This window comes from Lentzea sp. NPDC051838 (assembly GCF_040681245.1).
Classification (GTDB): Bacteria; Actinomycetota; Actinomycetes; order Mycobacteriales; family Pseudonocardiaceae; genus Lentzea.
In genome coordinates this window covers 554,816-567,299 of record NZ_JBFAYI010000003.1, presented here as the reverse complement: position 1 = coordinate 567,299, position 12,484 = coordinate 554,816, and the positions used below count along the sequence as shown (strand labels likewise).

Sequence of the window (12,484 nt, the reverse complement as noted above, 5' to 3'; positions counted from 1 at the left end):
CTCGGTTACCAATTCGCTTCCTCGACCGTCCGGTTTCGCGTAACGTCACGCTCTTCGCCTCGCGCGGAGTCCCGTCAGGCACCTCGATGACCGACCTCGCCGCCGCACTGCTCCGGCTGTCCGACGCCTTCCCCGACGATCCCGGCCCGGCTCACGACCCGTTCGAGATCAAGGATCGGTTCGACATCTTCGTCTGGCACGGGCCGTACGTGTTCGTCGACGACTTCGACATGCCCGCGCAGATGCGGATCTGGGCGCCGCGCATCCTGCGACTGCTCACCAGCGGTGAGCTGACGTACACGAGGGTGATCGCCCCTCGGTTCGCGCAGTGCGGCTGGCCCGGCTGGCCGCCTCACCGGCGCACCGCCGTCGAGGACGTGCTGCGGGCGTGGTGGGCGGCCACGCTCAGCACTCACCCCAGCCCGATCCCGGTGACCGGCGTTCTCACCGTTGTCAGTCAGCTGAGCGGCGGAGTGGAACCGTGGCTGGCCACCTGGTCTGCCGTCGGCGGGGTCGCGGCCGCCCGCCACCTCGGCGACCTGCTCCACGACTACCTCCCGTGGTCGAGCTTCGTCGACGACTTCGACCAGGAAGCCGCCCAGGACGCGATCAGGGCATGGCTGCTGCGGGACGGCGTCGACCTGCTCCTCGCACTGCCGCCGGGAGAGGCCCAGGACTCGGCCCTCGCGGAACTGGCCGAACTGGAGGACAAGGGGCTCTGGTGGCTGCCTCATCAGTGGTGGTAGCTCATCATGTCGCCCATGACTCCCGCGCCTCTCGGCGAGCGACTGCCGTCGTTCCGCTACCACCCCAAGCCGCTCTTCACGGGTTCGGTCGACTGGTCCGACGAGGAGTGCGCGCGGTGCGGGAAGGCGCGCGGGTTCCTCTACAAGGGACCGATCTACTCCGAGAAGACGGTCCGGGTGTGCCCGTGGTGCGTCGCGGACGGCAGCGCGGCCGAGACGTTCGACGCGACGTTCACCGACGCCGAGGCGCCCGGCGACGTCCCGGACGAGGTCGTGGACGAGATCTGCCGGCGCACACCGGGGTTCTCGGCGTGGCAGGAGGGGCGGTGGCTGTTCCACTGCGGTGACGGGGCGGAGTTCCTCGGCAGGCGTGGGGGCGACGAGCTGAACACGGCAGCGAGGAAGGCCATCAGGGAGGAGCTCCGCGGGTGGCCGGACGACCAGATCGACTGGTACGTCGACGCGCTCAGCAGGGACGGCTCGCCGACCGCCTACCTGTTCCGGTGCCGGGTCTGCGGCACGCACCTCGCCTACAGCGACTCCACCTGACCGCTCAGGCCGCGACGAGCGGTCGAAAGTGCGATGAGCGGTCATTGCTTAGCAACATGCACAAAAACGCCGGGGCCACCCTTCCTCAGGGTGACCCCGGCGCAAGCCGAAGAGAAATCAGCTGGCGGCCTTCGCGGCACGACGGTCGGCCGCGTCCAGCACCGCGCGGATCCAGTCGATCTCGTCGGTACCGCAGGCGCCCTCGGCCGCCGCACGACGCAGGCGAACCCACAGGCCCAGGTCGGTCCACTCCTGGAAGCGGCGGTGCACGGTCGGCACGGTCACGCCGAACGACGCGGGCAGGTGCCGCCACGCGCAGCCGGAAGACAGCACGAAGACGATGGCGGTGAAGACAGCGCGGTTGCACACGCGGCCGCGGCCACCACCCTGGCGACGGACCTTGGCCGGCGGGATCAGCGGCTCGACGACGGCCCACAGGTTCGGGCTGACCAGGCGCGACGAGAGCTGCTCGATGACGTCACCACGACCGGTCTCGCAAGCGTGCTCCGGCCACGCAGAGGTGCGCATCCAGGAGTCCTGGCGCGGCGCGGAGTCGACGGGCCGTGTGTCCTGGCGGGCGGACTCGGCGCGCTGACGGGAGCGCAGCAACGTGGCCAGGGCGGTGTCCTCGGCCGTCGTGCGGCGCTGGGGAACGGCGTAGGCCGAGTGCTGCTGGGCGTGGCGGGCGATCTCGGCGCCGACCGTGCGGCGGAACGAGGGGTTGCCGGCCAGGCGCGGGTCCACGGGCTGGCCGTACCGGGTCGGCACCTGGCCGACCGGGGCCTGACGTGGGGGAAGGGGCCGCTGGGGCACTTGACGGGGCGGGACCTGCCGCGCGAGTCGCGGGTCCGGGGTGCGTGCGAACTGTGAGTCGGTCATGAGTGGGTCCTCCGCCAGGACTTTTCCGTCAGGTGACAGCGCTCACAGTAAGAAGGCGGCCAGAAAACAGGTAAGTAGGTAGACCGTAAAAGGCGATGAGCGGACGTGCGGTGGCGATACACGGCCTGTCCTGTTGAGACGAGTGGACCACTGTCTGCGACGAACGGATAACCGGTCGGGTACCTCAACCCACGACAGAGTGGAACCGACCGCTCACAGACAGCTCCGCCACTGAGCGGTAATGATCCAGTCGTTGACGCCAGAGATACCGTCGAGGCGTGAAGCTTCTGGCCACCAGCGACCTGCACGTCTCCTACCAGGACAACCGTCAGGTTGTGGAGGCGATCGCGTCACCCGACCCCGGTGACTGGCTGATCATCGCCGGGGACATCGGCGAGAAGTTCGCCGACGTCGAGTGGACCCTCAGGACCGTGCGGCCGAAGTTCGGCAAGGTGATCTGGTCGCCGGGCAACCACGAGCTCTGGACCACCAAGGACGACGAGAACCAGGCCCGCGGCGAGATGCGCTACAAGCAGCTCGTGGAGCTCTGCCGCAGCCTCGGCGTCGTCACACCGGAGGACCCGTACGAGGTCTTCCACGGCGAGGGAGGCCCGGTCACTGTCTGTCCACTGTTCCTCGGCTACGACTACTCCTTCCGGCCGCACGGTGCCACGGACGTGAAGTCCGCTCTCGAGATCGCGCACAAGGCGGGCGTGGTGTGCACGGACGAGTACTTCCTGCACCCCGACCCGTACCCGTCCCGCGAGGCCTGGTGCCAGGCGCGCGTGCAGGAGACCGAGGAACGGCTCTCCCAGATCACCGGCCCGACCGTGCTGATCAACCACTACCCGCTCGTGCGCGACCCCACGTTCGTGCTCCGCTACCCCGAGTTCGCGCTCTGGTGCGGCACGACACTGACCGCCGGCTGGCACAAGAGGTTCAACGCCGTCGAGATGGTCTACGGCCACCTGCACATCCCCCGCACGACGCACTACGACGGCGTGCGCTTCGACGAGGTCTCGCTCGGCTACCCGCGCGAGTGGAAGCCGCGCGGCACCACGCAGGTGAAGCTGCACGACGTGCTGCGGGAGTCGTGACGTGCTGGAACAGCTTCTTCCCCCGCCCATCGCCGCGGTGGAGCGGTACAACGACGAACTCCCGGTCGAGCTCTTCCCCGAGGAGGAGGCACTGCTCGGCAACGCCGTCCCCAAGCGGAAGTTCGAGTTCGGCACGGCACGGTGGTGCGCCCGCGAGGCCATGAAGCGGCTCGGCGTCGAGCCGGCGCCGATCCTGCCCGGCCCGAAGCGCGAGCCGAAGTGGCCGCGGGGCGTGGTCGGCAGCCTCACCCACTGCGCCGGCTTCCGGGCCGCGGCGCTCGCGCTCGACACCGACTACCGGACGATCGGCATCGACGCCGAGCCGCACGGACCGGCGCCCGACGGCGTGCTGGAGGCCATCGCGATCCCGGCGGAGATCCGGCGGATGCCCGGCCTGAAGGTCGACGACCCGAAGATCTGCTGGGACCGGCTGCTGTTCAGCGCGAAGGAGTCGACCTACAAGGCCTGGTACCCGATCACGCAGCGGTGGCTGGGCTTCGAGGACGCCGATATCACGCTGAACGCCGACGGCACGTTCCACTCGCGGATCCTGCTGCCGGACACCCCGATCGCGGGCTTCCACGGCCGGTGGCTCGTCCAGGGCGACATCCTCATCACCGCGATCGCCGTCAGCGTGTAGGGGACGTGTAGAGAGGATCACCAGACTCGACCGTCATGGTGACCCTCCCTCCGACACCCGCCGAGCGGCACGAGATCGGCATCGACGTCGACGTGCTGTTCGGCGCCGTTCCGAACCGCCGTCTCGACGCGTCGCTGGACGCGGTGGTCATGCAGCAGGAGAGCCACGGAATCCGCCGCGGCCTGCTGTGCTCGTTGCGCGGTCCGTTGTTCGACGTCTGCTCCGGCAACGACGAGACGCACAAGGCGGCCGAGCAGCAGCCCCGGTTCGTGCCCGTCGGCAGCGTCGACATCCGGGACGCGCTGGGCGCCGAGGACGAGATCGGCAGGCTCGCGGAGTCCGGGGTGAGGATCCTGCGGCTGTTCCCGCCCGAGCAGTGGGTCGAGCCCGGCTCCCCCGGTCTCGCGGCGGTCATCGACACCGCCGTCGGCCACGACCTGGTGCTGCTCACGAGCGGCGACTTCAGCCAGTTCTGGCGGCCGTTCGCGGACCGGGGCGCGCGGGTGTGCTTCCTCGACGTGCACGCCTACCGGGTGGCGGACTTCGTGGTGACGGCCCGCCGCGAGCCCGGTTTCGTCGCGTCGACCCGGATGCTGGTCGGCCCGGACTCGATAGAGCGCATCGCCGGTGAGGTCGGCGCGCACCACCTCGCCTACGGGTCGCGCACGCCGTTGCACGACGTCATGCCGTCAGCACTACGTCTGCGCATGGCCGGTCTGACGAAGCAGGAGTGGACACAAGTGGCTGGCGGAACGGCAGCGGCCTGGCTAGGAGAAGAGCTGTGATCATCGACGTCCACGCGCACGCCGGACCGTGGTTCTTCGCCACGGACGTGGGTGCCGCCGAGCTCAACCTCACGCTGATGGACCGCTACGGCATCGACCTCCAGATCGTGTCCGCGTCGGAGGCCGTCACCTACGACATGGTGTCCGGCAACCGGTGGATGGCCGAGGTCCTCGCCGTCCACCCGCGCCTGCTGGGGTACGTGGTGCTCAACCCCAACGACCTCGCCGCCGGGGCCCGTGAGCTGGAGAAGTACCTGCCCACGGGCCGGTTCGTCGGAGTCAAGATCCACACCACCTACCCCGGCCAGACCCTGCTGTCGAAGGCCATCCAGGACACCATGGCCCTGGCCGCCGACGCCGGGCTGCCGGTGCTGGTGCACACGTGGGACGAGTCGGTGCTCGGCCTGGTCGACGTCCTGGACCGGTACCCGGACCTGCGAGTGATCGCCGGGCACATGGGTGGACCGGCGTGGCGGACGGCGGTCGAGGCGGCCACTCGCACCGACCGGCTCTATCTGGAACCGTGCTGTTCGATCACCGACGCCGGCCGCTACCGGTACGCGCTCGACCGGGTGCCGCTCGCGCAGATGCTCTTCGGCACGGACAGCACGCTGGTCGACCCGGCGATCGCGCTGGGCGTGGTCGCGGACGCCCACCTCAGTGCGCACGAGACCGAGCACGTGATGTGGCGCAACGCCGCGCGCCTCTTCGGCATCAGAACGGAAGTCGCCGCATGAAGGCAACGGCAGCACTGCTCGCGCTCGCTCTGGTCGCCACCGGATGCGCCGCGAAGCCAGGAGAGGACGCCGTGACGTTGTGGATGTTCCCGGTGATCGCCGACCAGGCGCAGAACCGCGCGTACTGGCAGAAGGTCGAGACGGGCTTTCAAGCCGAGCACGGGGTCAAGCTGCGCATAGAGCTCCAGCCGTGGGAGGGCAGGGAGCAGAAGCTCGGCGCCGCGCTGATGGCGGGCAGCGGGCCGGACGTCGTGCTGCTGCAGCCGGACATCATTCCGCAGTACGTGGAGCAGAAGGCGCTGCTGCCGGTGAGCGAGGTGCTGAGCGCCGAGCACACGTACCGGCCGTCGGCGGTCGACGCGCTGACCGTGCGGGGCCAGGCCTACGGGCTGCCGATCTACCAGACCGTCACGACGACGGTGTACAACCGCAAGCTGTTCGCCGAGGCCGGGATCTCGGACCTGCCGGACACGTGGGACGAGGTCAAGGCGGCCGCGCCGAAGCTGGCCGCACGCGGCATCCCGGTCCTCGACTACGCGGGCTCCACCGAGGAAACGCTCAACATGACCTTCTACCCGCTGCTGTGGCAGGCGGGCGGATCCGTGTTCTCCGCCGACGGCACGAGGAGTGCTTTCTCGTCGCCGCAGGGGGTGGAGGCGCTGAAGTTCCTCGTCGACCTGAAGGAGATGGGCGGGCTGCCTCGTGACGCGGCGACCAAGCGGTCCCTGCTGGCCGAGGAAGCGGTGGCAGGTGGTCGAGCCGCGATGGCGCATGCGATGGTCCCGGCGACGGCGCGCAACGTCGTCAGCTCCATCGGGGCGGGGAACACCGTGGTCGGCGCTCCGTTGACGGGCAAGGTGCAGGCGACGTTCGGGCAGCCCGGCGCGTTGTCGTTGCTGCGCACGGCGAAGAACCCGGACGCGGCGCGGAAGTTCCTCTCGTACATGAGCACGCCGAAGGTCGTCGAGGAGCTGTGCGTGCACTCCGGCTACTTCCTGCCGTGGACGGACTCGTCGCCTCCGGTCGTCGACGAGGTGGACAAGGGTTTCGCGCAGGCACTGCCGGTCGCGCGGGCCGGGGACGCGCATCCGCAGGCGCGCAAGGCGATGGGGTTGCTGGCACCGCACCTGCAGGCCGCTCTGCTCGGTCAGAGGACACCGGAGCAGGCTTTGGCCGACGCCGCGGGAGAGGTCGACGCGTTGCTGCGGAAACGATGAGGCGCGAGCCACTGACGGTGCTGGCGTTCCTGCTGCCGGTGCTGGTGTTGTTCGGTGCGTTCCGGTTCCTGCCGATGCTCGGCGCGGCCGGGTTGAGCGTCACCGACTACCAGCCCGGCGGCGATTTCGCGTTCGCAGGCGCGGAGAACTACACGGGGTTGTTCGAGGACCGGTACTTCCTGGAAAGCCTGTGCACGACGGTGACGTACGTGGCGATCTACGTGCCGTTGATCCTCGTGGTGGCTCTGGGCACGGCGTTGTTGCTGCACTCGGTGCCGTGGGGGCGTGGGTTCTTCCGGGCCGCGTTGTTCGCGCCGTACGTGACGAGCCTGGTGCTCAGCGGGGTGATCTGGAAGTGGCTGTTCGAGCCGGCCGGGTTGCTGCGGGACCCTTCGACGGTGTTGCCGGCGCTCGCGATCGTCGGGGTGTGGAAGGGTTTCGGCTACGCGATGCTGATCCTGCTCGCGGGTATCCGCAACGTCCCCGCCGACTGCCTGGAAGCGGCCAAAGTGGACGGTGCAAGCGTTTGGCAGCGGTTCCGGCACGTGCTGTTGCCGTCGCTGCGGCCCGCGATGTTCTTCGTCGTCGTGGTGGAGACCATCGGCGCGTTCCAGGTGTTCGACCTCGTCTACGTGATGACCACCGGCGGTCCCGCGCGAGCCAGCTACACGTTGGCGTACGCGGTGTACCAGTACGGCTTCACGTACTTCGAGGTCGGCAAGGCCGCGGCGGCCGGGCTGGTGCTGTGGGCGATCGTGTTGCTGGTGTCGCTGACTCAGCGGCGTGCGTTCGAACGGAATCCCTGATGAGAAGCCGTGTTGGGCTGACGGTGTTGCTCGCGATCGTGTCGTTGCTCGCGATCGGGCCGTTCGTGCTGATGGTGGTGGTCGCGCTGACGCCACGCCTCGCGCCGACGCTCCCCTACGCGTGGCCGAGCTCGCTGACCTTGGACAACTTCGTCGGGCTGCTGTCGACGGAGGACTTCCTGCGGTGGACGGGCAACACGCTGATCTACTCGTCGGTGTCCGTGGTGCTCGTGCTGCTGTCGGCGTCGATGGCCGGGTACGTGTTCGCGCGCAAGCGTTTTCCCGGCCGGGACGCGCTGCTGTGGTCGTTGCTGTCGACGCTGATGGTGCCGTTCCACGCGGTGCTCATGCCGTCGGTGGTGCTCATCCAGCTGCTCGGGTGGGCGGACACGTACTGGGGGTTGATCGTCCCGACGCTCGCCAACGCGCAGGCCGTGCTGTTGCTGCGGCAGTTCATCCGCGCGCTGCCGGACGAGGTGTTCGACGCCGCCAGGATCGACGGCGCCGGTGACTGGCGGGTCTACTGGAACATCGTGCTGCCGCTGTGCCGGCCGGTGCTCGCCACGCTGGCCGTGTTCGTGTTCCTGTGGCACTGGAACGACTTCCTGTGGCCGCTGGTCGTGTCCGGGAGCGGCGAGACGGCCACGCTGACGGTCGGGTTGTCCACACTGGACGCCGGGCACCTCACGATGCCCGAGCTGATGTCCGCGGCGACCGTCACCGGGCTGCCGTGCCTGCTGGTGTTCCTCCTGGTGCAACGGAGGTTGGTCAACACAGTCCAAGCTGCTGCAACGCGGTGACGGTGCGGCGGACGTGCACCTGCATGTCCAGGCGCACGAACAGGTGCAGCGCCTGCTCGAAGCACGCCGCGGCCTCGTCGGCGCGCTGGTTGCGGTGCGCGACCCAGCCGAGGCTGTAGAGGGTGGCGGCCTTGCCGACGCTCTCGTCCTCGGGCGAGAAGACGGTGAGCGAGCGGGACATCATCTCGGACGCCTTGCCCGCGTCGCCCTGTTCGGCGTAGGTGGCGGCGAGGACGTGCAACGCCAGCGCTTCGTCGCGTGGGCAGGAGGCGGCGCGGAACAGGTCGATGGCGTCGAGCAACGCGCGTTCGGTCCGGGCGAGATCTCCCGTGGCCTTGTGGTGCAGGCCGAGGCTGAACAACGCGCAGGCCTGCCCGTACCGGTTGCCGAGTCTCGTGAAGATCTCCAGCGCGTGGCCGAGGGATTCCGATGCTGCGGCCTGTCTGCCCTGGTTGCGGTGGACGATTCCCAGTGCCTGCAACGCGAACGCCTCGCCGCTCTCGTCCTGGCAGTCGCTGAACGTCTCGCGCGCCTGAGTCAGCTCGACAGCGGCCTCGTCCTGTCTGCCGTGGAACAGGTGCACGCTGCCGAGCCCGAGGTGCGCGTAGGCGTGGCCGCGGTGCTCGTCCGTGCCCGCGAAGATCTCCTGGGCGCGCGCGAAGTGCTCACTGGCCTCGCCGTAGCGGTCGCGGTAGAACGCCAGCGCGCCCAAACCCTGGTGCAGCATGGCCTTGTGCCGTTCGTCGGTGGCGGCGGCGAGGGCCAGCTCGTGGGTGTGGCGCCAGAGGTCGTAGTGGCTGCGCAGGTCGAACAACGTGGTCAGCGCGCAGGCCAGGTCGCACGCCACGGTCGTCATGCCGAGTTTCAACGCCTGTTCGACGACGCCGACGAGCGCGTCCCGTTCGCCTTCGAGCCACGTCAGCGGGTTGCCGACAGCCTGGACACCGCCGGGATCGAGCGTCACCTTGAGGAACCGGCACGGCAGCCCGGACTCTGCTTGGACAGCACGGTCTCGCCACGCGGTGAAAGCCCTGTGCAACGCCTCTTTCCGGTCATCGTCCTCGTTGGCGTGCTCACGGGCGAACACTCGCAGCAGGTCGTGGAAGCGGTAGCGGCCCTGCCAGACCTCCAGCAGGTGCACGTCGGCGAGGCTGTCGACGATCTCCTCGGCGTCGTGGACGTCGACTTCCAGCAACGCGGCGAGCACCCAGCCGGGGAAGTCCGGCACGTCGAGCAGACCGAGCAGCCGGAACGCGCGGCGCTGCACGTCGTCGAGCGCCTCGTAGCTCCACGCGAGGCTGGCACGGGCTTCGAGGTCGTCGATGCGCAGCTCGTTGAGCCGGGTTCCTTCTCCCGCAAGGCGTTCGGCGAGCCTGCGGACCGACCAGTGGCCGCGACGGGCCAGTCGTGAAGCGGCGATGCGCAGGGCCAGCGGGAGGTTGCCGCAGTAGCGGGCGACGGCGGCGGCCGCGTCCGGTTCGGCGGTCATCCGGTCCTGGCCCGCGATCTCGCCGAGCAGCTTGATCGCGTCCTGGGCGCCGAGCACGTCGAGGTGCACGGTCTGCGCGCCGACCAGCTGCACGCGGCTGGTGACGAGCACGGCGGACGAGTCGGAGCCGGGCAGCAGCGGGCGGACCTGGGCCATGCTCCTGGCGTCGTCGAGGACGATCAGCACCTGGCGGGCGGCGAGCTGGGAGCGGTAGAGGGCGGCGCGGGCCTCGATGTCCTCCGGGACCGCGTGAGGGTGGACGCCGAGCGCGATGAGGAGCTCGGCGAGCACCGTCGCGGGGTCTCGGGGTGACGAGCCGGTGCCGCCGAGCCGGACGTAGAGCTGGCCGCCGCTGAACTGGTCGCCGATCTCGTGGGCGGCGCGGACGGCGAGTGACGTCTTGCCGACGCCCGCCTTGCCCGTGATGGCGGCGAGTGTGGACTTGGTGCGGTGCGTGAGGATCTCGCGCAGCTGGGTCAGTTCGGCTGCGCGGCCGGTGAAGTCGTCGACCTCGGGCGGCAGCTGCATCGGACGGACCGGGTCGTGTCTTTCCGGTCTGCCTCGCAGGATCTCCTGGTGCAGGTCCTGGATCTGGTCGCACGGGTCGACGCCGAGCGCGTCGACGAGCACCTCGCGGACCGCGCGGTAGGTCTCCAGCGCCTCCGCTCGCCGTCCGGCCTGGTGCTGGGCCCGCATGAGCCGCCACCACAGGCCTTCTCGCAGCGGGAACTGGCGGACCTGCACGCCCAACTCGGTGATCAACGCGCCGTACTGGCCGGCGGCGAGGCGTGCGTCGGCGGAGTCTTCCCTTGCGGCGGCGGCCATCTCGTCGAGCCTGACCGCGTCCGCCTCCAGCCAGCCCGCGCGAGGAACGTCTTCGAGGAGCGTGCCGTGCCAGAGCTGCCAGGCGTCCTGCCAGAGCGCCACGGCCCTGCCCGCGTCGCCGTTGGTGAGCGCTTCGCGGGCTTTCGCCGCGGTGGCCTCGAAGATCTCGCTGTCCAGCTCGCCCGGCTCGACGTGCAGCCGGTAGCCCGCGCTGTCGGTGGTGAGCCTGCCGGGCAGGCCGATGTCGGTGAGGTCGCGGCGCAACCGGCTCACGTAGGTGTGCACGTTGGCGACGGCGGAGACGGGCGGGTTCTCGCCCCACAACGCGTCGATGAGGCCCGCCTGGCTGACGGACTGCCCGGCCCGCACGAGCAACGCGGCGAGCAGCGCGCGTTGCCGTGGACCGGCTGGTTTGAGCGGCTGACCCGAGTTGGCCACCCGCAGCGGACCGAGGATCTCGAAACTGGCCGTGGTTCCCACGCCGCGCAGGCTGCACCACACACCTTGCACGAAACCTTGTAGAGCTCTTGTAGGACCCGTGTAGAACGGGTTCCTAAATTCCGTTTCAGCGTCCTTCTTACGACGAGAAACGGGATTGGGAAATGGCCTCCAGAATCGGCAGAACGGTCGTCGGCGCCGCCGTGGCCGCGATGGCGGTGACGCTCGCGCCGAGCACCGCCCACGCCGCTCCCTCACTCGAGCTGCCGTTCATCTGCGGCACCTCGTGGGTCGGCAACTCCGGTGCCAGCAGCGCGCACCGCAACAACGAGATCGACTGGAACATGTCCGGCACCAGCGGAAACGAGGACCGCGGCGAGCCCGTGCTCGCGGCGGCGGCCGGCACCGTGCGGTGGGAGGGCGGCGAGACGTCCGACTACGGCAACTACGTGGAAATCGACCACGGTGGTGGCTATTCGACGTTGTACGCGCATTTGGACAAGAAGTCCGTGCACAACGGTGATGTGGTCCGGCAGGGCGAGCTGATCGGCACGGTCGGGAACACCGACGGCAATTCGTCCGGCATCTCGGCGCACCTGCACTTCGAGTACCGCAACCGGGGCAGCGGCCAGTCCTACCCCGACTACATCCGGCCCGCGTCGTTCCACGGTGACGCGTTCGACTACTCGGCGGGCACCGAGACGTACGTGTCGCAGAACTGCGGTACCGCCAACAAGGCAGCGAAGAGCATCAACGGCGACATCTACGACGACGCGATCGGCGTCGACGCGTCCGGTACCGCGTGGATCTACCGAGGCAAAGCGGGTGGTGGCTTCTCGGCGGCGACTCGTCTCGGTCCCGGCTGGAGCGGCTTCTCGGTGATCGCCGTGAACGACTCCAACGCCGACGGCTGGGCCGACCTGTTCGCGGTCAAGAACGGCACGCTCTACTACTGGAACAACCGGGGTGACGGCACGTTCGCGGCCTCCAAGGAGGTCGGGCCGGGCTGGGGCGCGTTCGAGTACGTGTCCTTTGTGGACATCAACGGCGACAACAAGACCGACGTCCTCGCCCGTGACGGCGGCAAGATGTACGTCTACACCGGTCAGGGCAGCGGGACGTTCGCGGCGCGGTCGCTGCTCGGTGAAGGCTGGTCGGGTCTCGCCCGGCACACCGCGGGCGACGCGGACGCCGACGGTGACGGCGACATCTGGGCGACCAACGCGGCGGGTGATCTCTTCTTCTGGCGCAAGGACGCGTCCGGTTACTCGACCGCGGCGCAGGTGGGCTCCGGCTGGAACGGCTTCCGGCAGCTGGTGTCGATGGACGTCAACGGCGACGCGAAGGCCGACCTCGTGGCGATCCGGTCGTCCGACAACACGTTGTGGCAGTGGCTGGGCGGCGGTGCGGGCACGTTCGGCAAGGCAGTGCAGATCGGCAGCGGCTGGTCCGGCTTCGACCTGGCGGTGAACTGAG

Annotated in this window: 11 protein-coding genes and 1 pseudogene; 10 read left to right on the top strand and 2 right to left on the bottom strand. The window is 69.3% G+C overall.

The features are described 5' to 3' along the window. Positions 1 to 86: 86 nt before the first annotated feature. Positions 87 to 746 (top strand): hypothetical protein, encoded by a 660-nt coding sequence (locus AB0M24_RS11075; RefSeq protein ID WP_363764222.1) that lies wholly within the window; start codon positions 87 to 89, stop codon positions 744 to 746. A 15-nt stretch (positions 747 to 761) separates the two neighbouring features. After that, positions 762 to 1,295, top strand: a complete 534-nt coding sequence (locus AB0M24_RS11070) for a CbrC family protein (protein WP_363764220.1) — start codon at positions 762 to 764, stop codon at positions 1,293 to 1,295. 129 nt (positions 1,296 to 1,424) lie between these two features. Here the strand turns inward: AB0M24_RS11070 and AB0M24_RS11065 are convergent. Further along, a pseudogene (locus tag AB0M24_RS11065) lies at positions 1,425 to 1,823 on the bottom strand (transposase); the annotation flags it as partial. A 629-nt stretch (positions 1,824 to 2,452) separates the two neighbouring features. On the opposite strand from AB0M24_RS11065, the gene AB0M24_RS11060 reads away from it, so the two are divergent. Genes AB0M24_RS11060 through AB0M24_RS11030 form a run of 7 tightly spaced genes read left to right on the top strand, consistent with a single transcriptional unit; the run spans position 2,453 to position 8,256 of the window. Then, entirely contained in the window at positions 2,453 to 3,271 is an 819-nt protein-coding gene (locus AB0M24_RS11060) for a metallophosphoesterase (protein WP_363764217.1), read from the top strand. 1 nt (position 3,272) lies between these two features. Beyond that, positions 3,273 to 3,911 (top strand): 4'-phosphopantetheinyl transferase superfamily protein, encoded by a 639-nt coding sequence (locus AB0M24_RS11055; RefSeq protein WP_363764214.1) that lies wholly within the window; start codon positions 3,273 to 3,275, stop codon positions 3,909 to 3,911. Between the two features lie 35 nt (positions 3,912 to 3,946). Next, positions 3,947 to 4,696 carry a hypothetical protein gene (locus tag AB0M24_RS11050; protein WP_363764211.1) on the top strand — a complete coding sequence of 250 codons (750 nt, stop codon included), beginning with the start codon at positions 3,947 to 3,949 and terminating at the stop codon, positions 4,694 to 4,696. Next, positions 4,693 to 5,433: an amidohydrolase family protein gene (locus AB0M24_RS11045; RefSeq protein WP_363764208.1), complete on the top strand. Its 741-nt coding sequence runs from the start codon at positions 4,693 to 4,695 to the stop codon at positions 5,431 to 5,433. Before AB0M24_RS11050 ends, AB0M24_RS11045 begins: the two co-directional genes overlap by 4 nt. Then, the gene (locus AB0M24_RS11040; RefSeq protein WP_363764205.1) at positions 5,430 to 6,650 is read left to right on the top strand and encodes a sugar ABC transporter substrate-binding protein; all 1,221 of its coding nucleotides are present in this window, start codon (positions 5,430 to 5,432) and stop codon (positions 6,648 to 6,650) included. Before AB0M24_RS11045 ends, AB0M24_RS11040 begins: the two co-directional genes overlap by 4 nt. After that, positions 6,647 to 7,456 carry a sugar ABC transporter permease gene (locus AB0M24_RS11035; protein ID WP_363764202.1) on the top strand — a complete coding sequence of 270 codons (810 nt, stop codon included), beginning with the start codon at positions 6,647 to 6,649 and terminating at the stop codon, positions 7,454 to 7,456. The genes AB0M24_RS11040 and AB0M24_RS11035 overlap by 4 nt, the downstream gene beginning before the upstream one ends. Continuing rightward, the gene (locus AB0M24_RS11030) at positions 7,456 to 8,256 is read left to right on the top strand and encodes a carbohydrate ABC transporter permease (protein WP_363764199.1); all 801 of its coding nucleotides are present in this window, start codon (positions 7,456 to 7,458) and stop codon (positions 8,254 to 8,256) included. The genes AB0M24_RS11035 and AB0M24_RS11030 overlap by 1 nt, the downstream gene beginning before the upstream one ends. Here the strand turns inward: AB0M24_RS11030 and AB0M24_RS11025 are convergent. Beyond that, positions 8,225 to 11,050, bottom strand: coding sequence for a BTAD domain-containing putative transcriptional regulator (locus AB0M24_RS11025; RefSeq protein ID WP_363764197.1), 2,826 nt, complete (start codon positions 11,048 to 11,050; stop codon positions 8,225 to 8,227). The genes AB0M24_RS11030 and AB0M24_RS11025 overlap by 32 nt on opposite strands. Before the next feature lie 122 nt (positions 11,051 to 11,172). On the opposite strand from AB0M24_RS11025, the gene AB0M24_RS11020 reads away from it, so the two are divergent. Further along, positions 11,173 to 12,483 carry a VCBS repeat domain-containing M23 family metallopeptidase gene (locus AB0M24_RS11020; protein ID WP_363764194.1) on the top strand — a complete coding sequence of 437 codons (1,311 nt, stop codon included), beginning with the start codon at positions 11,173 to 11,175 and terminating at the stop codon, positions 12,481 to 12,483. Position 12,484: the final 1 nt, after the last annotated feature.

Coding starts and splice junctions, on each gene's coding strand:
- AB0M24_RS11030 (WP_363764199.1), top strand. CDS start 7,456: ATGAGAAGCCGTGTTGGGCTGACGGTGTTGCTCGCGATCGTGTCGTTG.
- AB0M24_RS11020 (WP_363764194.1), top strand. CDS start 11,173: ATGGCCTCCAGAATCGGCAGAACGGTCGTCGGCGCCGCCGTGGCCGCG.
- AB0M24_RS11040 (WP_363764205.1), top strand. CDS start 5,430: ATGAAGGCAACGGCAGCACTGCTCGCGCTCGCTCTGGTCGCCACCGGA.
- AB0M24_RS11070 (WP_363764220.1), top strand. CDS start 762: ATGACTCCCGCGCCTCTCGGCGAGCGACTGCCGTCGTTCCGCTACCAC.
- AB0M24_RS11075 (WP_363764222.1), top strand. CDS start 87: ATGACCGACCTCGCCGCCGCACTGCTCCGGCTGTCCGACGCCTTCCCC.
- AB0M24_RS11050 (WP_363764211.1), top strand. CDS start 3,947: ATGGTGACCCTCCCTCCGACACCCGCCGAGCGGCACGAGATCGGCATC.
- AB0M24_RS11035 (WP_363764202.1), top strand. CDS start 6,647: ATGAGGCGCGAGCCACTGACGGTGCTGGCGTTCCTGCTGCCGGTGCTG.